11 protein-coding genes are annotated in these 25221 nt (G+C 56.0%); 3 read left to right on the top strand and 8 right to left on the bottom strand.

The genetic code is table 11. The features are described 5' to 3' along the window. Positions 1-25: 25 nt before the first annotated feature. The 8 genes from H5P30_RS13715 to prfA form a co-directional block, all read right to left on the bottom strand. Complete coding sequence (locus H5P30_RS13715; protein WP_185693502.1) at positions 26-9847, bottom strand: tetratricopeptide repeat protein; 9822 nt, start codon at positions 9845-9847, stop codon at positions 26-28. Beyond that, positions 9844-12366 carry a VWA domain-containing protein gene (locus tag H5P30_RS13710; RefSeq protein ID WP_185693501.1) on the bottom strand — a complete coding sequence of 841 codons (2523 nt, stop codon included), beginning with the start codon at positions 12364-12366 and terminating at the stop codon, positions 9844-9846. Before H5P30_RS13710 ends, H5P30_RS13715 begins: the two co-directional genes overlap by 4 nt. Beyond that, positions 12363-14039, bottom strand: coding sequence for a vWA domain-containing protein (locus H5P30_RS13705; protein ID WP_185693500.1), 1677 nt, complete (start codon positions 14037-14039; stop codon positions 12363-12365). Before H5P30_RS13705 ends, H5P30_RS13710 begins: the two co-directional genes overlap by 4 nt. After that, positions 14036-14938 (bottom strand): DUF58 domain-containing protein, encoded by a 903-nt coding sequence (locus H5P30_RS13700; protein ID WP_185693499.1) that lies wholly within the window; start codon positions 14936-14938, stop codon positions 14036-14038. The genes H5P30_RS13705 and H5P30_RS13700 overlap by 4 nt, the downstream gene beginning before the upstream one ends. A 53-nt stretch (positions 14939-14991) precedes the next feature. Beyond that, positions 14992-16011: an AAA family ATPase gene (locus tag H5P30_RS13695; protein ID WP_185693498.1), complete on the bottom strand. Its 1020-nt coding sequence runs from the start codon at positions 16009-16011 to the stop codon at positions 14992-14994. Positions 16012-16037: 26 nt separating this feature from the next. Then, the gene (locus H5P30_RS13690) at positions 16038-17516 is read right to left on the bottom strand and encodes a hypothetical protein (RefSeq protein ID WP_185693497.1); all 1479 of its coding nucleotides are present in this window, start codon (positions 17514-17516) and stop codon (positions 16038-16040) included. A gap of 211 nt (positions 17517-17727) precedes the next feature. Next, a complete protein-coding gene (gene prmC, locus H5P30_RS13685; protein ID WP_185693496.1) occupies positions 17728-18561 on the bottom strand; it encodes a peptide chain release factor N(5)-glutamine methyltransferase in 834 nt (277 codons plus the stop codon). Between the two features lie 20 nt (positions 18562-18581). Then, complete coding sequence (prfA, locus tag H5P30_RS13680) at positions 18582-19673, bottom strand: peptide chain release factor 1 (protein ID WP_185693495.1); 1092 nt, start codon at positions 19671-19673, stop codon at positions 18582-18584. A gap of 100 nt (positions 19674-19773) precedes the next feature. Here prfA and H5P30_RS13675 point away from each other — a divergent pair, with 100 nt between their 5' ends. The 3 genes from H5P30_RS13675 (at position 19774) to H5P30_RS13665 (ending at position 25167) form a co-directional block, all read left to right on the top strand. Further along, on the top strand, positions 19774-20814 hold the full coding sequence (locus tag H5P30_RS13675) for an HAD family hydrolase (protein ID WP_185693494.1): 1041 nt from the start codon (positions 19774-19776) through the stop codon (positions 20812-20814). Between the two features lie 200 nt (positions 20815-21014). Further along, entirely contained in the window at positions 21015-24026 is a 3012-nt protein-coding gene (locus H5P30_RS13670) for a tetratricopeptide repeat protein (RefSeq protein WP_185693493.1), read from the top strand. Continuing rightward, complete coding sequence (locus H5P30_RS13665; RefSeq protein WP_185693492.1) at positions 24010-25167, top strand: tetratricopeptide repeat protein; 1158 nt, start codon at positions 24010-24012, stop codon at positions 25165-25167. Before H5P30_RS13670 ends, H5P30_RS13665 begins: the two co-directional genes overlap by 17 nt. The last annotated feature ends 54 nt before the right edge of the window (positions 25168-25221 follow it).

Genomic DNA, 25221 nt, shown 5'->3' with positions numbered 1-25221 from the left:
TGGGAATGGCCAAGCCAGTGGTGCGTCAGGAGGGATTGGACGAGTCGGAATCTCCATTTTCTTCGGCAGCAGGTTTCGGATAGCGTTTGTCGAATTCTTTTCCTTGGCGACTGCCTTGGGCTTTTTTGCGAATCGAGGTTATCAGGTCTTCTCGGACTTCGGATTGGCCGGATAGCTCAAGAAAGTCAATGAGGCTGTAGGTGTTCTCCGAGCAGAGAAAATAGACGGATGCTTTTGGGTTTCGGGTTGTCTCCGTGATCCACTGGGCGGTTTTAATCATTGGCTCGACCGGAGGCTGGGGATTGTTACGGAGAATCGCTCCTGTGACGAGGATGAGCCCTCTCGGTGGATCGTAGGCGTTGTCCATGGGATCTTCCTCTCGGAGGATCTGATTGGCTTCCAAAAGCAGTGCTTCCCGATCCTCCTGCGAGAAATTGCGGGCCTCAAGGTTCTCGATTCCGACGACCGTGGTCAGGCCCTTGGAGTAGGAGTGGTTACGACTCGCCAAGGATTTTCGGAGGAGACTTGAGAGTTCCTCCATGTCCTCCGGATCGGCGAGTAGGGTCTCGAGAACAAAGGCTTTTCCGGGGAAGCGCTCGAGATCGTATTCCGATTCTGCGATTCTCTCGCGGACGAGTGTGTCGACCTCCTCGTCGTAGTCCTTTTTCATCAAGCGGTTGAATTTGCTATAGGGGATTCCCTTGGACGTGTTGTATTGTCCAATCTCTCGTCGAAAGCGGTAGTTGGCGAGTTCCTCGGGGAGATCATCACCTCTGATCCAAGACATCATTTGCTCGCGGGCGAACTGGCGATATTCGGGATGGGTGTCTGCGGCATCGTAGAGATACTTGATGCGATCCAATGCTTCCAGATGGGGAATCTGGTAAAGGGTCAGGGCTGCTGCCCAACGCACTTCATCGGGGAGTTCTTGGTCTCCCAGCACATGGTTGAGTTCGTTGCGAAGATCGTAGGAATAGTTCTGATTTTGGTGGAAGGGTGAAGCGTTCTGCGGATTGATGGATTGTAGATACTCGATCGCGATGGTGGAGTCTCCAGCAGCTACTAGATCCTCGACGAGTTCCGGAAGAAGGTAGGCGGCAGAGGCGTAGGGATCCCTGCTGGCCAGAGTCAACAGTTCGGTCGGGCCAAGTTTATCCTCCGAATCGATTTGAACGGCGGCTTCTCGAACCTTCTGGAGCCAGGAAAGGTATTCGGATTGGTCCCGATCAATTTGTACGAATTGAATCGGACTCAATTGGGTTTTTTCGATAAGTCGAAGATCGAGCTTGTTCAAGGGAGATAGTTCGTCGCGCCCGGAAAATCCAGGAACCAGTGCAGAGAACAAGATGAACTCTCCCGGACGGGCGAGGGTCCAATTCGAAACATTGTAATCGTAGGACGGATGCCTCGGGTAAACGCGAATCGAGCGGTCGCCATCTTCGGACGTACCCCAGCTAAAGAGAAGGATGTCTTCCTCTTTCAGGTCGATTTCGGACAGATCGGGGGCGAAATTTTTTCTTTTGCTGGTAGAGATGAACTGATCCGCTTCGGGGAGAAGGGCAGAGAACGAGGATGCCTCGGTGGGCGAGGATTGGTTTTCGGGATCCCAGATTCTGGTGGCTCCAGAGAAGATAGGGGTGATCGGTCCGGCCACTTCCGCGCCATCAATCTGGGCGACTGCCCGGAGGAATCCGTTTACCTTTGGAAACTCGATTGTGACTTCCTGGGAGGCTTCGATTCCTGTCAACACGGCGAGGGTTTCCATCTCCGAAGGAAAGGTTCCAAAGCGAATCTCCAGTCGTTCTAACCCAGGAACGGTATTCACGAGTGAGCGACGGGTCAGTCGTGGGCTGTTGTCGGTCAGCTCATTCGAATCGTACTGATTGTTCGGATGAAAACGGATTTGGACAGTCCTCATCTTTTCATTATCGAGAGATCCGGCTAGGGCTACCGGCCAGAGATCTTGTGGATCTGGTTGGGTCAATCGAGGGAAAACGTATTGGTATTGAAGAGTCGTATCCAAATGGTTTTTCGTCTCGGCACTGGCATTGAAAATCTCCTGAGCGAGGATGAAATTCTGCTCGATGAGAGCCTCCTTTAATAGATCCCGTATCCGGGAATTATTTTTCTGCGGTTCTAGGAATACCCACTCGAGCTCAGCTTCATTCACGGAGGCGAGGAGCTCCGGAGATGGATTGACTTGGGCTTTGACAAATTGTTGCAAGGCCTCGAGGCGAAACCGGGCTTGATCGGATTCTCCCTCGACGGCGGATTCGGAGAGGCTTTGGAGGGCCTTTCGAGCTGGAGCCAAGCCGTCTTCCCGGGAGGCAATGCGGCCGAGGACGAGGGCGGCCATCTCCTGTTGATTCTCTGACAGAGGTCGACTTCTCTCCGCCAGACCGACGAGGATCATACTGGCGCTATCGGGGTTTTGGCCGGCGAGAATCCAGGCTTGAACGAGTTGCGAATCGACGGAATCGCTGGGGAGTGGAGGCTCCGGTCCCTGTAGCTGATCAAGGAGGGCGGGGAGCAACTCCAGCTCTTCCAAATTCAAAAGAGCCGCGTCCCATGCTTTCGGAGAGGGCCGGTTTGCTTCATCCTCTTTGGGAATGAGACCGAGGACCTTGTGTGCGAGTTTTAGATTCTCGTCTGGTGTCGTTGGATCCCAGCCAGTGGTTCGTGCCTCAAGGAGAAGTGCGTTGAGCTGCTTTTTTGGGAGGCAAGTGTCACCGCGGAAAACGATCTCGAGGAGAGAATCGGCCGAGGGAACCTCTCGCGATTGGATGGCGAACTCGGTCACCTCATTGAGGTCGCTTTGGGATCGGATTGTTTGCTGGTAATAGCGGAAGGAGTCGCCGTGGATTTCGGGGCGGGCGAGGAAGGCGAAGATTGCTTCCAGTTGGCCGCTGTCCCGTAGGGCCTCGGTCCAGTACTCCTGATTGTTGGGCCAGCGGGTGATGGTCTGACGGGGATTCTCCTGGAGCGAAGCGAGAAAGAGCTCACTGGCTTTTGCGGGATCTCCCTCTTTCGCGGCTTCGGTGGCTTCGCGCATCATTTGGTTGATGTCAAAATGCGCTCCCTCGGGAGGCGGAGGAATCGCCGAGAGATGCAGTCCCCCGAAAATGACGCCCGGATCCGTCTCGATTTTCAGCTGAACGGTGCGAGCATTCTCCGGATAGCTGCTTCGGCCTTGTCGGGAGGAGCTTTTTGCGGTGACAAGCTCGGAGACCGGAGACCAAAGATTGTCAAAGGGAATGTGGGCAGAAGTACTCGTGGATCGAACTGACTTTTCGTTCTCGTCGAAAAAGTTCAGCGAAAATCTTGTATACCCTTCTTGATCCATGGAGTCCAAACCACCCACCCAGCCGGAGAAAACGTAGTCGTGGTCTTTCTGCACGGGAATCTTCTCGGAGATGAAGGTCTGGCGTTCGTGGTTCTCCGGAGAGATCACCCGATTCCCGATCTGAATGGGAGCATCTTTCGAGAGTGCGAAAGATTCGATGGGTTTAGAAGGGAGTTCCTCCCATCCCTGGCGTTTGTTGCCTTCTTCGGGGAGGAGAGGGGCGTTCGCCGGATTGGGATGGGTAAGCAGATTAGGACGAAGGGAGATCAGGGACCAGAGGTCTCGGGGGGCGTCTTCGGCGCGTTCTCCGTTTCGACCGAGATAGAGATAGCCGAAACCGTCTGGGAGGGCTGTTCCAAGGGCTTCTGCCAACAGGACGTCGTCAGAGAGAGCGACGGGATCTTGCCGAGGGCTCGAAGTCGCGTAGAGAATCGGGTCGTTTTCCAAGGTGAAAAAAGAATCGCCGAATGTCAGCGGGGCTGAGTGACCGTTCGATTTTATCTCTTCCGGTGCCAGAATCCGAACCTGTAGGGATTCCTCGTTGAGGATGGCGGGGTAGAGAGGAGTTGAGAGGTTGTTGTTGGCGAGGACCTCGAGATAGCGGGCGGTGGTTTCGGCATTGTTGCCCCAATTCGATTGGGCGCGGATCTGCTTCAGCCATTTCTCAATTTCCTCGTCGTCGAGACTTTCCTGCTGGATGGCTACAGTCATCAGCTCCAAGACTGTCTCTTGAGAGCTCTGATTATTGCTCGAGTCGAGAAGGGATCGATACGTGTTGTCGAGTGTTCTTTTAAGGATCTGATTCGCCTTCTCGATCTCTTCCTCGGAAACGGCCAACTCGGTGAGTGCGATCGAGGATCGGATCAAGATTTGCTGTTCGTAAGAATTTCCATACCCGCCAGATGGGGAAGTGATCGTGTCCTCATAAAGCTCGAAGGCGACCGATTGAGCGTCTTCCCAGCTTGCCAGTCTTTCCGCCAAGGTAAATAAAATCGCTACTCGGTAGTGCAGCATTCCGGATTGTAATTCCCTGAGCATTTCTCCGGATTCGAGTTCTTGAAGGAGAGAGGGATCCCGTTGGTTTAATCGCACCAGGGTCTGGATAAGATACTGGTCCGACGGGTTGATCCATGACGGTTCTTCTTCATCGAGCCAGGTAAGGACTCGATCATTGAGTTCTAGCTGGTTGACCCGGTCCATGAGTTTCACTCCTTGAATGGTAAAGTTGGAATTCCAGAAGTGCATGTTGTTGAAGAGGGCCCCTCGATTCGAGTTGCTGGAATCGAACCCGAAGCGCGGATCTGAACCCTCAGTGAGCTTTTCCTCCGCGAAGATCGAATTCCACAGTGTTTCCCGAGCCTCTTCGATTCGACCAAGTTCAATTTGGAGGTCGAGGATCGGATCAATCTGGTTGATGCGATTATTCCAGTCGATGTGCTGAAGCCCGCTCTTTCGTACTTCCAGGGCCTCCAGTAGGCGGTCATCCCTCTCCAGTTGATTGGCGATCTGCTGAAGGAAATTGGAGAGCCCCCACGAGTTTGCGGTGGTGATCTTACGGATGAAATCAGCGTCGCTGGAAATCTCAATCAGCTCGGCCACACGGTCGGCTTCAACATAGGCGCGAACGAGATTGTGGGAATTGCTGACGGCCTCTTCGGGAGAACTCTGGAGAACTTGACCGTATAAATCGGTGGCGGTCTCGTATTCGTTCGCTTGCGAAAGAAGGTTGGCCAGCAGGAGGAGGAGTTGAGTGTCCCCAGCGCGGAGTTCGAGGATTTTCTCCACGTGTGGTTCGAAGGGAGAAAAGGACTTGTTCCTCGACTTAGCTTTGAGAGCGAGCTCGGCGAGACGATAGTGAAGGAATGCCGAGTTGGGTGCGGCCTCAAGCTGTTCTTTCAGGCTGTTTTCGAGAGGGTGGCCGTTTTCGTCTTTGAGGTAGATATCGAGTGCCCGGTCACGAAGGTAGAATTCGTTGTCGCGGTTGCTCTGGCTTGGGTCGTTGGAGAGAATCATCTCGGCGATCTGCTGGGCTTCCTCCTTTTCGCCTTCTTGATCAAGTTTTCGCATCCTTTCGAGGACCGCGTTGATCTGATTCCAATCTCCGGAACGGAGGGACGCGGTAACGGACCTTGCCGTGTTCAGAGTGGGTGTGGGTTGATAAACGGATTGATCGAAGCCCAGATTCTGCAGGAAGTTTCGCAACTGGTAGTCCGTCCGGGAGTTTGGGCTCCGGGTCATGAATTCGCGGGCAATGGCTTCGGCTTCCTCTTTCCGATCAAGGCCAACGAGGGCTTTCAGTTCGATCATTGTCCGCAGCTGGCGGTCGGCAAATGTGGTGAGTCGGGCTTTCTGAATTTGTTCGAGAGCGGCTTCGTATTGCTCGGTCGCGAGGAGAGTTTGGGCCGCCAGCAGGCGGAGTTCTGGATGCTGGTGAAACTCTTGGGCCAGGCGGGTCGTGATCGTGGCGGTCACCTCGGGTCGGTTGAGTAGTTGATTCCAGAAAGCGATGGTGAGAAACGGCCTTATCCTCTTTTCGCCCTCAAGACTCTCGGCGATCTCGTTCATCCCTTCGACCATTGCCGCTGTGGCTTTATCGGAAAGTGCCGAGGTTTGGAAAAATTGGTTTAAGTAATGGATTTCCAAGTTCGTTAACCAAGGGTTCTGGGCCGGGAAGGAGACTGGTGTAGTTCTTTGGTTTCCGTAGTTAGGCTGATTGGATCCCCGCTGCGGTTTGCCCGAGGATTCTGACCAGAAGATACGGAGGTTGTTTAAGGTCATTTCAATGCTCTCTTCCGGGCTAATGGGGTCGAGGCCTTGCGGGGTCTGGTTCTGTAAAAGAGGAGCGTAGACCATGCTGAGGATCATGTAGCTACTGCGGTTTCCGTATTGGTTTCCCAATTGAGGATTGCGCATGTATTCGCGGATCCATTCTTCGGCGATCGCGTAGTTTCCGGTAAAGCGCATAGCGTAAAACCCTTTTTGGAAATCCTGAGGATCGGTGGGATCCAGCTCTTCGATCATCTCCTCGGCGATGGCCCGGGCGTCTTCGATGCGACCTGCCTGACTCAGGAGGTTCAGTCGGAAAGTGTTGAGGGCATCGGCTTGTTGGGGATCGATTTTCTCCCATTGTTCTTCGAGAAGGTCAGTCATTTTTAGAGCTTCTTCTGTTGCTTCGGCGTCTCCCTGCATGGATCGGGCGAATGAGTTGCGGAGGAGGACGCTCTGAATCTCGATGAGGGAGGTGCGGGTTAAGCGATCGGCGTCGAGTAGCGTGAGGGCAGCTTCATGAGCGCGTTCATTTTCCGCGAGAAGGGCAAAGGCGATCATCTTTTCCCGGATTGGATCGGCCCGGCGATCAAGGATCCCTTCGAGTTGGAGAAGGAACGCATCGGCTCTGTTCTCCCGAACGGCGAGAGCAGCTAGATAGATGAGGGCGGCATCTTGAATCTGATCGAATGTTGGTTTGGTTTGGTTCTGGTAGAAATGGCGGGAAAAGTGGCCGGTTTTTCCCGTCAGGATCATTTGGGTCGCCCGTTGGCGGATCCTTTGGGAATAGTTGAGCCGGGAGTTCAGGGCTCCCTGCGAATAGCGGTAGGGGGAGAGGATGCTGGTGTTGGGAGGCGCTGTTGAACCTGGGTTTTGTGGCGGCTCCTCCATTTGCAGGATCTGCCAGAATGCTTGTTCCGCTTCGACAAAGTTCTCGGTCGAGACGAGCATTTCCCCGAGTGCGAGCTGGGCTTCGGCGTCGCCGTCCTTTTGGCGAAGAGAACGCCCGAAAAGTTGAAGAAGATCTTTTGCCGCCTCGGCTTGCCCGAGGAGCATGGTGCGGAGAGAGTCGATGTTGCGGAGGAACGTTTCCTGATTCGCCGAAATCCAGTCGATGGCTTCCTCTGACTCTTGGGCCATGAGAAGGGCCTGCAGGTGGGTGAAGATATTATCGGGGCTAGGTTCAATTTCAGCGAGTTGTCCGGAATAGCGGACATAGTCGTCCCAATTGTTTTCCTTCTTGGCCATCGCCATGATCTGCTGGATGAGGACGACGTCCTGGGGGCGGGAAGCAAGAGCCTCGATAAGGTTTTCTCGGGCAGAGACCAGATCGCCCGCCGATTCGTAGATCGAGGCGAGAAAGAGGGCGTAGCGGTATCCGTCCTCCTCCGACACCCGTTTGCGTTCAAAGTTACGGATCAATTCGTCGATTTCTCCTTGTTGGAGGGCGAGATTCGATAGTTGAGGAACCGTTGCCAGACGGGCTTCAAGAGAGTCGGCCTCCTCGAACTGCTTCCACGCTTGTTGGTAGGCTTCTTCGGTGCGGCCATAGGCGGATAGATAATCAATCAGTCTCTGGCGGATGGGAGTCGGATCATCGGAGAGCCGGAGTCCGGTTTCCAGGGTTGCCACGGCTTTCTCGAAACGGCCGTCATTCTGGTAAATCTCTGCAAGGAAGAGTTGTGCTTCGACTTTGCTGGGGTTTAGAGCTACGCGTTCTTCAGCCGTTGCTGTGGCCTCTTCGTATTGTTGGGCGTCAACGTAGAGGTTCGCCAAGCGTTGGAGCCATTCGTCCATTCGCTTTGGTTCGAGGGCGATCATTCGCTCGAGAATCGCGATGGCCTCGTCGTACTCTCCCTGATCCTGATAATAGCGAAGGGAGTTCTCATGAAGAGGGATCGACTCGGGGAATCGCTGCTGGATCTGATCAATGGCGGTCTCAGCGGTCTCGATTTCGCGGGTGGCGATGGCGATCTGAAGGAGAAGGCCAATGTCATTTTCGGCCAGAGTCTCGGCCGCGAGTTCACTTTTGAGGCGCCCAAGGGTGGATTCCATTTGCTCGGAGGCTGCCAGAGCTTGGATGTGTCGCTGCTCGACCGCACTGCGGAAGAAGTCATTGGGGGCGGCGGCGGAGAGGAGGGGGTAGAGGTCGGCTGCTTCTTCCCAGCGCTCTTCTTCGGCGAGCACGGACCATTGGAGAGAGAGGAGGTCGAAGGATGCGGGGTCGAGAGTAAGACCTTGCTCAATGGCCTCGAGGGAGGCGGGGCGGTCGCCATAGCGTTTGCGAAGTTGGGCTAGGCGAAGGTATCGGTCGGCGGTTTTTTGATCTTCCGTCGCGACGATCGTAGAAAGAACGGCCCACGCCTCATCGGGCCTCTCAGTCACGAAAAGCCAATCGGCCCATTGCTCGAGGATGTCGATGGACTCCGGATCGAGCTGAGCGGCTCGTTCGTAGGCGGTGAGAGTCTCCTCCTCCAATTCATGACGGCGGAGAATCTCGGCAAGTTGTAAGACGTCGCTGGCAGTTGCGGAATCATCTGGGGCGAGTTGGGCCCATTGATCGAGAGCTTGGGTGCGGTCTTCTTCATTTTCCGCCTCCTCGAACCGTTCCCAGTAGGCTTCACCGAAGTTGGCGGCGATACGTTTGTTGGTGGGATCCGCCTTGGCCAGGGGGGCGAGCACTTCGATGGCGAGATCGGGAGTCCCTTCTTCGAGGAGGCGGTTCGCGAGAAGGAGGCTGAGGTCGATTCGGGAGGGGGACCATTCGGCGGCTTTGCGGACCCATGAGGTTCCTTCCTCGTCGCGCCCCAGTTCGTCGAGGACCTGGGCTAGAAGGAGTGCGGTTTCACTATCGGGGCCGCGGGTGTCGAGTCGGTTCTCGTAGTAGTCCGCAAGTCCTGGAAGATCCTCCCGTTTGCGATAGACCTGTTCGATGCGGCTGCGGAGTTCCTTTTGTAACCAGCTCGTCCCACTGGTCCGGGGCATGGCCTGCCGATATATTTCCAAAGCCTCTTCGTATTGACCATCAGCTTCCTTCAATCGAGCCAGTCGAATCTGGAACCGGATGTTCTGGTAGGGATCGTCTTGCGAGAGTTCGGCGAGTTGCTGGAAGATCTTCTGGGCTGAATCGAAATCCTGGTTCCGGGCCAGGGCTTCGGCAGCTTCCTCCAACGTAAACGTGTCGGCCTCGGGTTGTTCAGCGAGGATCTTCCAGGTCTGGACCGCTTCTTCGATCTGGAAATTTCGTTCCTGAGTGAGGGCGAGCTGACGGTATAATTCCGCTTGATCCGGATCGGCAAGTTCTTCGGGTTTGAGGCCTGCCTCAAGGACGGCAATGGCTTCTGGAAATTGACCCGAGTTGGCGAGAAGCTCTCCGAGGGCAATTCGGGTCTTTATCTGATCGGGATTGGCTCCGAGTGCCTTTTCGAACCACTCAGTCGCCTCCTCGGTATCACCCTGCTGTTGGGCGAGAAGCCCAGCGAGGGTTGCCCATCCCGCTTTCTCTCTAGTGCTGGAGGAGGATTCATAACCCTTCGACCACCGTTCCTCCAGGGCTTCGCTTCCCGGACCGGTCCGGTAGTATTCGACGACGCGGTCAAAAGCGGGCCCGGCTTCAGGGCGTCGGATGAGAACCTGTTCGTAGCGGACGATGGATGATGGGGCCTCGGTCGAATCGCTGTATCCCGTCAGAGGCAGGAGGGCAGCGAGGAGGAGGGCAGCATTGGGCAATATCTTCATGAATGGCGGGCTGGTAATCGTTTGAGGGCGACGTCGATTGGGAAAAGGAGGAGGGCGGCTATGACGAGGCAGGGCCAGAGTTCCGTTTCGACCTGGACGGCGCGGTCATTGAGAGAGAGTTGTTCGGGGGTCGGGTCGAGAGAGCCTCCGGTGGTTTGGGCTAGTTGGCCAAGAGCCTCGAGTGCGGCCGGCCTCAGCGCATACTCGCCTGAGTACCCGACATCGTAGAAAAGGGTTTGTCCTCCGATTGGCTGCCCCTCTTCTTCAAGGGAGAGTCGCACGACATGTGTGCCCGCCTCGGCCGGCCAGTCGGCGGTAAACGAGCCGGGAGCCGAAGTCTTGAGGGCGATTTTTCGGGTCTCACCGGAGGGGAGCCGGAGTTGGAGTGAAGCGGTGGCGTTGGGGAGGATCTCTCCAGAGCGCCCGACGGCCTCGGCCGTGAGGGTGAGACGATCCCCTTTTCGCTCAATGTGGGCAGGAGTGGTTCCGAGATCGCTCTCTCTTTCCAGGTGACGAAAGATCCCAGCCCAGAATTGACCGAAAGAACGCCATCGCAGCCAATCGATGGCCCAGCGATTGCGAGCGTCGGAAGTGAATGCGCCGGTTCGGCCAAGACCAAATCGCCAGGTGGCGAGGAGAGGTTCGCCCGTTTCGGTAGCGAGCCAGAGGTCGGCGGTCGCCTTTGGCTGGGTGGAGACGAAACCGAGGAGAAAGGGGGCTGAGTCGAAGTCGATGGAATCAAGGAACTCCGCGGGGCGGGTTTGCACGGGGAGGAACGGAAGTTCCTGGATGGCTGAGCGAGAGGCGGTCACGGTTTCCCGGGCGAAGATCTGGACAACCTTGCGAGGGTCGGCGGTGAAGTGAAAGCGTCCATTCCCCCACCGTGCAATCTGCTCCAGGAGAGCCCGGTCGGCACCATTGCCAACGGCTACGGTGCTGACGGTGATCCCTTCCCGAGCCATCCGGCTGGTCTGTTCGTAAAAGGGCCCCGGCTGGGATTGTCCATCGGTGAGGAGGATGACGTGCTTGAGTTTTGCTGGATTGGAGGCGAGAGCCCGATGCGCCAAGTCGAGTCCGGGGGAAATATTGGTGCCTCCACTGGCAGTGAGCTGGCGAATCTTTTGGATGATGGAGGGGCCGTTGGTTGCACTTTGCAGGTCGCTGACCCAAAATGCCTGAGAATCGAAAGCGACGACTCCCGAGTAATCGCGTGGGGATAGGAGAGATACTGTGGCTTCCGAGGCGGCTTTGACCATTTCGATCTTTTCGCCGCTCATGCTGCCGCTGCGGTCAATGACCAAGGCTACGGCTAGGGAAGGGGTCTCCTTGTCCTTTTCGAAGTCGGATTGGATGGGGAGGATCTCATCAATGGGCGTGTCGAAATAGCCGCCGAGGCCGAAGGAATTTTCTCCACCAATCATCAGAAATCCTCCTCCGAAATCGCGAACGTATTGATGAATGAGCGACATCTGAGCGACTGAAGGATCGGTCGCCGGGACATTGTCGAAAACGACAAGGCTGAAGGGCTCCAGCTCGGCCATCGTCGTGGGGATCCCGGTCGGGGGGCGGATGTCGAGGCGGAAGCCTTCCTGGCGGAGGGCCCTGGATAGGTATCGGAGTGTTTCGGGTTTGTCGGAGATCAGGAGCACACGGGACTCTTCGCCAGCTCTTACGTGGGAAGTGAGCTGATTGTTATCGATATAGGTGTCCTGATCCTCCCTGGGGCGAACGGCCGCCGTGATGGCCACGACACCCTCGTCCCCAGCACGTTCGGTGAAGGAGTATCGGTTGTTGCCGGGTTCGAGCTGGATTTCTTTTTCCGCACTCAGAGCGCCGTTGCGGTAAATCTCCAGAATCGTTGTCGAGGCTCGGTTGCTGACGATCTCGACCTCGACCGGAAAGGGTTCCTGGGGATTGGCCTCGCGTGGCGTGGAAACCGAGCGGACGAGGATCTCGGGTTTGTCGGCCGGCTCGATCGGGACGGTGTGGACCCGGACGTCTCGGGCCGCTAGCTCACTGGCGACCGCAGCGATCTCCTCCTCATCCTCTTGTCCATCGCTGAGGAGGACGAGGGTGGGGGCTTTCCCTGCCGGGACGGTGGCTTCGGCAAAGCGGAGTGCATTGGCGATCCGGCTTCGGGTAGGATCGATGGGGCCAGGCAGGGGCGGTGTGCCGTCCTCTGGGATTTCGGAAACTTCGGCTTCGCCCCCGAAGAGAACGAGCGAGCGGGCATTCTCCCCTGGAAAGTCCTGATAATCCGACAGTTTCTCGAGGGCCTCAGTGCCGAGGCTGTCACTGGCGTCTGCGACGAAAACCACCTGGGTTTGATTCTGCTCAAGAAGAAAGCGTGGATCCGCTAGGGCGAGAATCAGTAGAGTGAATAGAGTGAACCGGATGCAGGTGGAGATCCGGCGTCGGGAAAGGGAGAGGTCCGAGAGCGAATGACGCTGCCAAAGCCAAAAGAAAAACCCCAGGGGAAGGAGGGCGAAGGCCCATGGGTAGAGGATCGAGATACTCATTCCGTGATTCTCCGGTGGAAGAGTCGCCATTCCAGAATGAGCCAACAGACGGCGATGATGATGAGCCAACTGCGAAGAGGAAAAGACAAGAAAGATCCGGAAGGTTTGGCGTTGTCTTCCAAGGCTTCTTTCGGGGCCAGGCGTTCTGGAAATGGCTGGAGTCGGGATTCGGTCTCTCCGGGGAGGTCGGACCGCGAGAGGTCGGATGAGAGTGCAAGGGAGCGCACGAGATTTCCGACCAGAATGGGGAAGACCGTTCGATAGACCAAATCCGACTGCTCGAGTCCGAATGCCGTCACGAGCCATTTCTCCCGGGAGTCCCAATCACCGAAGAGAACGGGATCATCGAAGCTGGATGCGAGGACCTCGGCGGAAGGGGGAAGAGAGAAACGACTGAACTGGGGGAAGACCACTTGATCGAGGTCGACATGGCGGAGTAGGTCATTTTCCTCCTGCCAGTCGGTTACCAGGCTCTCCTCGGATTCACCAGGAAGCCTCTCTCCCCAGACACCCTCTCCAGAGGGTTGGATGAGAACCATCGCCCGCGGTAGAAAGTCGGTGGGTGGAGAGACCTCGTTGAAAAGGTAGAGATCTACTTCGGGATCCTCGGTTACATTGTCAGGGCGGATTCTCGCAACATCGACTAGCTCAAGAGAGGAGAGGATGGCTTCGAGAAAGGGGTTGGGTGCCGAGACGAGACGGATCGACAGCGTTTCCACCGGATCAATGTCGACGGAGGCGGAATCATCGAGAAAGAGGGAGTCGGGGCCCGGGCCAACGATTTTGGCTTCGATGCGAGCCATGCTCGTTTCCGGAATTCGCCATGTCTTCTCAATGGGCTCGTCCTCGTCGAACGTGAGTGGAAGAACATCGGTAAGGCGGTCATTTACTTTCAGCTCAAGCTTAGCCTCCTCCGAACTGGGGGAGGTGCCGGCCGATTGGACAATTCGAGCCCGGACGAGGATGATTTCGGGGTCTAGCCGGGAGCGGCGGGCGGAGAACTCGACGAGTCCCCGGTTCCGCGAGGCGGGAGGTGCGATGGACAAGCTTTCGTAAGGGGGACGATCTCCCGTGGAGGAGCTCTCCGGTAGAACTGCATCACTGAGAACCACGATCCTTGCATCGTCCCGCTGACGCGCAAGGCTGCCGGCGAGATCCAAGGCTTTGTCCAAATTGCTTTCTCCGGAGCTCGCACGAAGTTGACGGACGCCTTCCAATAGAAGCCTGCGGTTAGGGGTCCAGCGCTGGAGAACTTGAGGAGTCTGGTCCGCCGCGATGATCAAGGCTTCGTCACTCGCGCGCAGATTGGCGATTCGATTCTCCAAGAGATCTTGAGTTTTCTGGAGGGTCGTACGGTCTCCGTGAGATGCGGACATGGAGGCACTGGTGTCGACCACATAGATCACCGTCTGAGGCTCACGCTGCTGGCCGGGCAGGAGTGGGCGCGCAAGCAGGAGGATGAGGAGGAAGAGAAAGGCGAGTTGGAGGAGCAGGGAAAATAGTCGCCGTAGTTTTCGCCACAGCGGCGAGGATCGCAGTTGCGGTTGGATCTGATCCCAGAAAAGCAAGGTGCTGACTGGGCGGCGCTTGGGCAGAGTACGAATCAGGTAGAAAAGTACGATGGGGATCGCGAGAGCGGAGAAGATCCAAGCGTAGGGCCAGAGAAAGCTCATCGGACGAATCCTCCCGAAAGTAGGGCAGCCTTGAGGGTTTCCTCGGGAGAGGTTGTGCACTCGCTTCGGAGAAACGTAATTCCGTGGCGGCGACAGTAGGAGGCTAGAGATCGCTCATAGTTTTTTACTCGTTCAACAAAGGCTTTACGGATGGCAGGATCGACGAGGATCTTGCGGTTGCGCCCGGTCTCCCGGTCGACGAGTTCGAAGTCGCCGCGGCCTTCGATGGTCAGTTCTTCCGGATGAACGATTTGGAGAACTGCGACTTCCTGGCGAGCATGGCGTAGGAGATCGAGAGCTTGAAAAGCATCTTTTTCATCTCGACCCCAAAGGTCGGATACGAGGATCGCCAATCCCTTCCGGGGGCGAATGTCAGTCCATTGGCGGACGATCTCACTGAGCGAATCGTTAGATCCGTTGACTCCGCATTGAGCGAGATGTCGCAGGAGGGCGAGGAACTTCCCGCGGCCCCGCGAAGGGCGCCACACTGGATGTTCGGGATTGCCCAGAGGCACGATGCCTGCCCGATCCAGATTGGCCAGGGCGAGGTAGGCCAGACCGGCGACGAGCTTGCGCGCGACGTCGAATTTAGCGGGGGTGCCCCAGTCCATAGAAAGGGTGCAGTCGAGAAGGAGGTGGACGTGAAGATCTTCCTCTTCGACAAAGAGTTTGAGGACGAGTTGTTTCCAGCGGGCGTAGGCATTCCAGTCGATGTTACGCCAATCATCTCCGGCGGTGAACCGACGGTATTCGGCGAATTCAATGCTCGATCCCCGTTTCGCGCTGCGGCGCTCAGCTCTCTGGCGCCCGTTCACCAGTCGTCGTGAGAGTAGGCGCAAGGCTTCGAGTTGTTTCCGGAAGTCTGCGTCAAACAGATCGTCGACATCGTGGATCGGCATCGCGAAGACAGATATCAGGGAATCGTGGGGCGGCGTGCGGAGTGTTTGTCGTCCTAGGATTGTTTTCGGCGTGCTGTCCGGCGCTCTTCGATGAGTTGGCTGATGATCGAGTCGCTCGTTTTCCCATCCGCCTGGGCTTCGAAGTTGAGGATGATTCGGTGGCGAAGAACTGGCGGTGCGACGGTCAGGATATCCTCAAGAGAGACGTGAAGGCGTTCATTGAGCAGGGCTTGAATTTTTGCGGCGAGGATGCAGGCCTGCCCGGCGCGGGGGCTGGCCCCGTATTGAACATACTGTCGGACGGTTTCGCAGGCGTAGTCGGTCTCCGGATGAGTAGACATTACCAGACGAACGACCTCCCGCCGTAGATCGTCGGCGATGGGGATGGATCGAGCGAATCGTTCCATTTCCAAGAGTTCTTTCGCGCCAAAGACCTGATCGATGCTGGAGGTCTCTTTTTCGGTAGTTGCGGCGAGAATACGGGTGAAGTCATCTTCTCCGGGGTAGGGCACCTTGAGGTTGAAGAAAAAGCGATCCAGCTGGGCTTCGGGAAGCGGGTAGGTCCCTTCCATCTCAAGGGGATTCTGAGTGGCGAGAACGAAAAAAGGGCGGGCGAGAGGGCGGGTTTCTCCGGCGATGGTTACGGATTTCTCCTGCATGGCCTCAAGAAGTGCCGATTGGGTTTTGGGAGTGGCCCGGTTGATCTCATCGCCGAGGAGGAGATTGCAGAAGATGGGGCCGGGAGAAAATTCAAAGGAAGGATGCCCTCCCTGCTCTTCGACGAGAATCTTGGTGCCGATCAGATCTGTGGGCATGAGATCGGGGGTGAACTGGATGCGTTGAAAGTTGAGGTGAAGGGCCTGCGAAATTGTGCGAACGAGAGCAGTTTTTCCCAATCCTGGAACGCCCTCTAAGAGAACATGCCCACCCGCTATCATCGCAATGAGAGTAAAGTCGACGATCTCTTCCTGACCAATCAGAAATTTGTGGATCTCTGATCGCAGGATCTCAAATCGCTCGCGGAAGAGATGGGCGTCGGCTTCGACGGTGTGGTGTTGGGGAGATGTATCCATAGGTTCGATGAGGGGGAGATCCGCGTTTAGTTCTCGGAGTTGCTTGGACGAATTCGTTCAAAGTAGCGACGGATGGTCTCGCGATGGACCAAGGGGAGGGATTCGTCGTGAATCGCTTGGGTGGAGAGGTTTTGGTATTCTTCGAAGGTGGCTTGGCGGCCGACGCGGAGCGCCTCGGTGGGAGCATCGGAGCTTCGGACGGTTTCCCGGGGGGAATCCCCCTGCCCCATGGTGCCCGAGAGGGCAAGGGTTTCGAGTTGCCCGTCCGGTTGTGTGGCGTCTCCGAAGGGGGCTCCTCCGTTGCCGACACCCGCTTGAAGATTTGGAGGGCCGCCGCTCGATTGGGGCAGTAGGGCGGCTAAGCTGGAAGAGGGGGGAGTCTTTTGTTGAGAGAGGGCGAATTTCTGGGCTTCAAGCTGATCGAGTTGGGCTTGCATGAGCCGAGCGGCCAGAGCGCGAGCACCCTCTTTGTTCATACATTGACCCAGTGCCTTGGCGGATTCGCACCATTGAGTCGCATTTTGGTTCAGGGCCGCCTCTGAGAGATTTTGGAGATTTTCGGCCAGTTCGAGGTTCTCGGCAAGGCGAGCGGCCTCGGCGAGTTCTGCCGCTTGGTTCTGGAATTCTTGCGAGGTGGCATCAGGCGGGAGCTTGTCTTTGCTCTTCAGGGCCGAAACCATTTCCTCGAGTGATTGACCCGCGTCGGAGAAATCCCCTCGGCGCAAGGCGGCGGCGGCGCCACTCATCCCTTCGACAGGCTCGAGGAGCTCTGCGAGGTTATCCGCGTGTTCGGCGATCGAGGACTCGGATTGAGACTTCTTATGTCGTTCTACGATGGCTTCGATCTTACTCAGTAGCTCCATGCGTTCGCTCGGAGTCTGCTGGGAGGGGTCCATTTCAGTCCGGAGTTCTTCCACCTCGGCAAGGATTGCCTCAAATTCCTCCGATTCGATCTCGGGAGCAGTTTCCTGCCAATCGTCGAACATCTCCTCCAAAGCTGCATTGGCGGCTTCGGATACTTGAATCTTTGCTTCCGGGGAGGGGCGGGCGACGACGGCGGTGAGAAGAACATTTCCCCCCATGAGAAGGCAGGCTACGATCCAGATCTTCTGAAGACCGGAGGAGTTTAGCGGCCAGATGCGGGAAATTTGCAGGGAGGCGAGGTGAGGCTGGAGTCGGCGGAGAAGCAGGTCTCGCCATGCCGAGCCGAGAGATGGGTCGCCGACCGTCACCGCAAGGTCTTCGGTCTGAAGCCCTTGGTCCAGATCTCTCAAAACGGAGGCACTCGGAAGAGGACGGAGGGCAGGGATGAGGGCGGATGCGAATGAAAGAAGAATCAGAGAGATCCAGATGCTCAGAGTGGTCCAACCCGACAGAGGAAAGATCCAGAGAATAATGCAAAGCAAGGCTGAGGCAAAAAAAAGAAGGGGTAGGGTTCCCAACCATCCTCTCCAGAATCGATAAACCCGTTTCCGACGGATCCAACGGGGGAGTCCGTGCAACATTTCAGGCGATTTGTGGGACGGGGAAAGGCTCACTGATGAGGAAGGCTAGATGCGGAGCACCGCGGGGCAAGGAGCAATGCGGGAAAAGGTCGAAAGTTTTTTGCTTATTTGGGGGTATTTCCCATTTGCGCCATCGTCTTCGTTGTGGATCGAGGTCTTGCGCTGGTTTAGGCCACCATCGACGATAGCTGGCTCGTTGCTCAGGGCGGGGCTAGGCCCGTGCGAAGAAGAATCGGTCGCGTTCGTTGAGATCGTCCTCACCCCACGCTTCGGAGTAGCCAGCTTCTTCGGCTGTCTTTTGGAGGGAGTCGCGTTGGTGAATGCCGGTTTCGAGGGCGAGGAGGGCTCCTTCCGCGAGGAAGGGTCGGGCTTCGGCAAGGATTCGTTTGAGGTCGGCCAGACCGCTGTCGGGAGCGACCAGCGCTTCTTTGGGCTCGAAGTCGCGAACTTCCGGTTCGGCATCCTTCCACTCTTTTTCGGTAAGGTAGGGTGGGTTGGAGACGATGAGGTCGAAGGGGCTCGTCACGTTTTCGAACCAATCGGATTCGGTCCACTCAACTTCGAGACCGAGTTTTTCGCCGTTCTCTTTCGCGAGGGAGAGGGCGTCGGTCGAGCGGTCGGTGGCGATGACGGTGGCTTCGGGAAATGAGGTTTTCAGCCAAAGGGCGATGGCGCCGGTGCCGGTGCCGAGGTCGAGGATGCGCTTCGGCTCGGTTCGCATGTGATCGGTGGTGATCTGGAGGAGGTCCTCGGTCTCCGGGCGGGGGATGAGGGCTCCGGGGCGCACCGTTAGGTCCAAGTCGTGAAACGGATGATGGCCGAGGATGTAAGAGAGGGGCTCGCGGCGGGCGCGACGGGAGAGACGGGGGCGGATTTGCGCGAGGAGGTCCTCGGTCATCGGGCGGTCGAATTGGAGGTAGAGCTCCATTCGCTTGCATCCGAGGGTGTCGGCAATGAGGTGCTCGGCGTCGAGCCGTGCTTCGACGATTCCCCGATCACGGAGAAGATCTTCAGATTTGCGGAGGATTTCCAGCAGTGTGTGCACGGATCGTGGGAGGGGAGGGTTTAGCTAGTGCTTTCAGCGAGGGCGGCCTCGGCTTTGGCGCGGATGTCGGCGCGTAGGAGGGCGTCGAGAACTTCCTGGAGGGAGCCGGCGAGGATGCCGTCGAGGTCGTGAGTCGTCCAGTTGATCCGGTGATCGGTCAAGCGGCTTTGAGGGAAGTTGTAGGTGCGGATGCGCTCGCTGCGGTCACCGGAGCCCACTTGATTGCGCCGATCGGCGGCGTATTTGGCCCGTTCTTCCTCTTGTTTCTGTTGGAGGAGCCGGGAACGGAGGACTTTCATCGCCTTGGCCTTGTTCTTGATCTGAGAGCGCTCATCGGCACAGCTGACGATCATGCCGGTGGGTTTGTGGAGAATCTGGACGGCGGAGTCGGTCGTGTTGACTCCCTGTCCGCCCGGTCCGCTGGCCCGGGACACGGTGATCTCGAGTTCTTCCGGGTTGATAACGAGGTCGACTTCCTCGGCCTCCGGGAGCACGGCGACGGTGGCGGTGGAGGTGTGGATGCGGCCGTTGGTCTCGGTGGTCGGCACGCGCTGAACGCGGTGGACTCCACTCTCGAATTTAAGGAGGCGGTACACTTCCTCGCCGGTGACGAGAAAAATGATTTCCTTGTAGCCTCCTGTGTCGGAGAGACTGGAGCTCATTGGCTCGATTCGCCATCCCTGGGTCTCGGCGAATCGGCTGTACATCCGGAAGAGGTCGGCCGCGAAGAGGGAGGCTTCGTCGCCACCCGCGCCTGCGCGAATTTCCATCACTGTGTTGCGGGAGTCGGCGGGGTCGGAGGGGACGACCAAGAGGGTGATTTCTTCCTCAAGCTTTGCCGAGCGTTCCTCTAAGTCGGGGAGCTCGGTTTCGGCCATCTCGCGAATTTCGGGATCTTCGTTGGAATCTTTGAGAAGTTCGCGGGACTCTTCGATCTGGGATTCGAGGGAGCGGAGCTCGATGGAGAGGTTGAGGAGTCGGGTTAGGCGTTGATGTTCACGGGCGCAGGCGGCGGCTTTACGACCGTCTCCAAAAATGGAGGGGTCGGACATTTCGCGGTCTTTCTCGGAGAGTTTTTCTCGAATCGATTCGGTGCTGGGAAGAATGTGCATGAAAAATGGTGTGGAGGGGAGGTCGGGAAAAGAATTGTCGCTGGTGGCGTGTTCGGCCAGAACAGATACTTCCCTGAAAGAAAAATCCGGAATAATCAATATGGCAGAATCAAACCTACACGGTCAAACGGTGATCGCCTGTATCTGGGATTTCGATAAAACCTTGATCCCAGGGTATATGCAATCCCCGCTCTTCGAAGCGTATGGGATTGATGAAAAGACGTTCTGGAATGAGGTAAACGAGTTGCCGGAGCTCTATGCGCGCCAAGGCTGCCACGTGTCGAAGGATACCGTCTACCTGAATCACTTGCTGAGTTACGTGAAAAACGGTCCGTTGAAGGGGCTCTCGAACCGTAAACTCAGGGAGTTGGGGCGGGAGTTGCGCTTTTATCCGGGGCTGCCGGAGTTTTTCAAGACGATCAAGAATTTTGTCTCGGGGGATCCGTTCTTCCAGAAGCACGGGGTGACGATTGAGCATTATATTATCAGTACGGGTCTGGCGGAGATGATTCGGGGCAGCAGCATTGCTCCCTATGTTGACGGGATTTTTGGCTGCGAATTTATTGAAAAGCCTTTTCCCCCGGGGTACGGAAGCCAGAAAGAACTGGAACTCGTCGAGGGTGGGGAGGTGAGCCAGATCGGCGTCATGGTTGATAATACGATCAAGACTCGCTTCGTTTTTGAGATCAATAAGGGGACGAATAAGGATCCGAGCATCGACGTGAACGCCAATATTCTTCCCGGGGATCGCCGCATCCCGATTCGGAACATGATTTATCTCGCCGATGGTCCGAGCGATGTCCCAGTCTTCTCGGTCGTGCGCCGTAGTGGGGGGCTCACTTTTGCGGTCTACGATCCCGAGAGCGAAGCCGAATTCGCCCAAAACGATAGTCTTTTGCAGGCCGGGCGGATCGATAGCTATGGTCCGGCCGACTACCGCGAATCGAGCAGCACGAATATGTGGCTCCGGATGCATATTCGCCAGATCGCAGGCCGTATCTGTGAGGAAAAGCGGCAGGCCATGGCCTCACGGGTCAAGGAGCCGCCGCGTCATTTGCACAAAGAAGTGCCCCCGTCTCCACCGATGGATCTTCAAGGGAAGCTCTTCACCGAGGGAGATTCGCAGAGCTCTGAGCAGTAATTTCTCTTTTTTCTGGGTTTCTTTTTTAAGAGGGCCTAATGGGCTTGTCTCGCTGGGCTGTGAGCGGAAAAGATCAGATTTAGAAATCTACCGAATACGGAACAAATTATCGAAAAAGTGACTCTTTCGGCATCTGTGAGGCTTGGAAAGCCCTTTCAGACTTGATCGGGGTAGCTTTCTTCCTCAATTTTAACCTTTTCATGACCTTGAAATACCCCCGTTTCAGTCTCTTTATTGTTCTCATCCTTATGCTCCCGCTCGGCGCGGTGGCGCAGGTCGATCCTGCATCGATGGGCATCACGCCTTTGCAGGAACGCGCTTCGGAGCTCTCTGCGGAAAACCGTTTCCAGTCGGCTCGTCCCTATCTTTTGGAGATCATTAATCGTTTAAAGGAGGGAACCGAGGAAGAGCAGGCTACACTCGGGCCAGTCTACTTTTTTGTAGGTCTGAGTTATCTACAGGATTATAGTCAACAGAGTGATCCTGCCCTTTTGCAGCAGGCCATTGACGCTTTTACGAATGCCTTGGCAAGCGGAGTAACCGAGGAGCGGGAAATTGCGATTCTCGAGTTTCGGGGTGATTCCTATCGAGGGCTGGGCGAGTTTGATAAGGCTGCGGCAGACTACGAAAAGGTTGCCTCGCCACCTTTGTCCCGTCGCCTTCGGCCAGCGGATGAGCGCGACGTTCTGCAGAAACTCTCTCTCTCTCTGCATGCACAACGGGATTGGAACAAAGCTCTCCCATGGTTCCGCGCCTTTCTCGATAAGTCAGAAACCGACCGCGAGCGAGCGCTGGCAGCAGGTTTGATCCTCGAAGCCTACATCGAGCAAAACAATTTAAATGGGATCATGGAGCTATTGCCGCTGATCACGGTGGACAATCCCTCGCGTTATAGCGTTTCCCTCAATGTGGCCCTGATGCAGGCAGGTGATAAGCTCTCAGACAAAGGTCAATATGCGCAGGCGGCTCTTCTTTATAATGCGACTCTGACTCGCGATCAGATCCTTCGTTACTTCGAAGAGCGTGAAGGTTTGCAGTCTGCGCAGATCGAGCGGATGAGAGCCCGTGGGAGTTCTGAAGAGCGGATGGCCGATGAGATCATTGAACTTGAAAATACGCGTCAGCAGCTTGCGGCCATTCGCCAAGTGACACCTTACACTTCGCAACTGATGGCCCGTGTGGCTCGGAATTACTATTTGGCCGGGCGCGATTACGAAGCCGTCTGGGCGTATCTCCGTTTTGTCGACAACTATCCCGATGATCCTATCGCTCAGGAGTTCCGATTTGCTGCTTTCATCACGGCTACGAAGTTGGGGATGGAAGGGCTCTCTCGGCAGTTGGGTGAACAAATTCTTGAAGGGGGAGGGTCCAACGAAGATTTCCGCAAGCGAGTACTGCTTTCTTTGGCGAATGCTTATCTTCAGTCGGATGAGGAGCGATCCTTCTATGAGTCCGTCGATGATTTTCTGGCGCAGTATGCAGATTCCCCAGAGGCGGCGCAGGTCGTGTTCATGCTGGGGAACTATCTTCTGAATAAGGGGCAATTCGACGAATTGGAAGATCGGTTTGCGTTGCTCAAAACGAAACTCAAAGGAACTCCAGCTGAGGACGGGCTCTATTATTGGCCTGGGCTGTCCTACCTTTTTCAGGCACAATTTGAAAAGGCAAGGGAGCAGTTCCAGACCATCGTCGATCAGTTTCCGCAAAGCGTTTATTTCGAAGATTCAAACTATCGCCTTGCGATGACCTACTATGGTTCGGATCAGTCCGATGTAGCGACCCAGAAGTTTGAGGAATTTATCCAGAAATTTCCCAATAGTGGTTTGAGAGGAGAGGTTGAGTTTTTCTTAGGGGAAATCGCTGCCTCCGATGGAGAACTTCTGCGTGCGATTAAGTTTTACGACGAAGTCCCCGAGCACACAGACAGCATCAGCTTTATCACCAGCGCCTATTTTCAGAAAGCCAAGCTCTTGCAGAAAAACGGGGCTCTGCCCCGCGCCGCAAGGACCTATGAGGAGTATATCAAGGAGTATGGCGAGGAAGGGCAGTTGACCCAAGCGATCTTCCAGCTCGGGGAAATTCGCAAGGAGCAAGGTCGCCCGGGTGAGGCTCTCGAAGAATATCGGAAGGCCATTCTTGAATACGGAAACGATCCGGCCAACTTGGGAGTTGATCCGATGATCTCCACCTATGTCGAGCAATACGACGAGGTGAAGGCTCGCCTGACGGCATCGTTGGCTTTCCTTGAAAAAATGGAGACCGATCCCCAGTTTCGCGAGAAGATCGCGACCAACCGGGGATTCCTTTATCAGCAGTTTGCGGACAACAAGAATCTGGATCAGGGCCTTTACGAAGAGTTGCGCCAAAGTAAGGAGTTCAGTGAGGCACTCGCGAAGAGTGCGGAGCCCCTGCAGCCGTATCTCGAGAATTACCGCGAACAGCTGAAATCGTTCCCGAAGGAAACACCAGAGACCGTTTTCTCACGGGAGTTCACCAAAGCCCAGCGTCGGAATCAGAGAACTCTGGCCATGCGCTTGCAGATGGCATTGGAGGAGCTCGGAAAGCCCCCGCGGTCGCCGATGGTGATTCAGGAGTCGGACTTGGCTCTTGCGAGCCCGAAAATTCTCATCTGGATCGGAGGCAATCAGACTCGCGTAGATCCTGAGCTTGCGAAACGGGCTTACCGGATGGCTATCGACTACGAGGAAAGTGTTGATGAGAAAGTGGACGCTTACTTGAATCTGGCCGACCTCCTGATGGCGGAAGGGGATACCGACGCAGCCATGACTCTTTATCAACAGGCAGAGGAGAACTTCCCCGCGGATCCGCGCATCTATCGCGCTCTTATCGCCCAGGCCCGGGTTTATGCTGAAAAGGGCAACACGGGAGAGGCTCGAGAGCGTTTGATGCAAATCTTGAAAACGCCAGATTGGCGTGGTGAGCCCCATGCGGAAGCTCTTTATCGCGTTGGAGTGACCTACTTTGATGAAGGCAAGTACCCAGAGGCGCACGGATTCTTCGAACGGACATTCCTAGGGTATGGATTATTTGATGAGTGGGCCGCTCGCGCCTACCTCATGGATGCGAAAACCTTGGTCGAAATGAATGAACTCGAAGATGCTAAGCGGACGCTCAATGAAGCATTAAGTGATGATCGCTACCGCAACACGGAGATTTACAGTGAATTGGTTGAGTATGAGAACAGTATCTAAGAGACTCATTTTCGCCGGTCTGCTCGCCGGAAGTTTGGTCGCCCCGTTGCAATCGCAGGACGCGCCGACGGATACCAAGCCGGAAACCGCGGCCAAGTCTGAGACTGAGGCGAAGAAGTCGGTGGTTTCGGAAGGATTTGACGACGCAATGAAGCGCTATGGCGCAAACCCTGTGGATGCGACCCAGATCAATGGGCCGAATCAGTATTCGCCGATTATTTTGGTCGATTTCACCGTCGGCGGTTTGGTTATGCGGTATCCGAACCTTGAGAGTCCGATTACTATTCCGGAAGACCAGCTTACCTTCGCTGTCGGGTATCGTCCGAAGTTGGACTCCGAGAAATATGCGAAGCTGGTCGAAGAGGGTGAAAATGACCAGGCCCTGGAGCTGATTCGTGAGGAGGTCTATCCACTTCTGAAGTATGTTCCCATCAATCCGCAGACCGTTCGTATTCACCCGTTAGTGACTCGACTTCTGGATGAGTTGATCGCCTCCGGAAATATTGATGAGGCCGCCGCCATTTTGAGGACATTTCCGCGCGACCGGCTTACGGGATATTTTCGTCCGCAGGCGGTCGAAGTGGCTTCTCAATTAGTCGAAATCGGTGAGATCGATAAGGCTTACGATATGGTGAAGCAGTTCCCGATTGGGCCGGGGCAGATGGATTTTGCGTTGGTTTATCTCAACTTGGCCAACGAGTTTCGGCTTCGGGGCGAGTGGGAGAAAGCCCGGAATCTCTATAAGGACGTTCAGTTGGCCTCTTCGGCGTCAGAGACTCCGGAAGCATTTCTCTGGGAGGCCTACATTCACCTCCAAGAAGATCGGGCTTTCATGGTCGACGGGATTCTGGGGCAATTTGACGATCTGGACGCCGACAGTCGCTATTTCTCTCTCAGGGAATTAGTGCGGGGGGCACTGCTCGAAAGTCAGGGGAATGAACAGCAAGCTCTCTCGGCTTTGGCCAAAGGCCTTGTCTATTCCACGACGAATGATCCCTGGACCCCCGAATTGCTTTTTCGAACTGCGAATCTTTATGAAGCCCAGGATTTTCTCGGGGCCGCGAGCGAGATTCGTGACCAGCTCCGTTTCTTCTATCCCGATTCGATCTGGGTAGATCGCTTGGAGGAAGATAACAGCTGACTTTCTTCGAAATCCCTCTTGAGCCTATTCTTCACAACCTATAAGTTTTTAAAA

Origin of the sequence: Puniceicoccus vermicola (genome assembly GCF_014230055.1) — a bacterium.
Lineage (GTDB): Bacteria > Verrucomicrobiota > Verrucomicrobiia > Opitutales > Puniceicoccaceae > Puniceicoccus > Puniceicoccus vermicola.
Note: the sequence above shows the minus strand (reverse complement) of the source record. Positions and strands in the feature narration are given on the sequence as shown.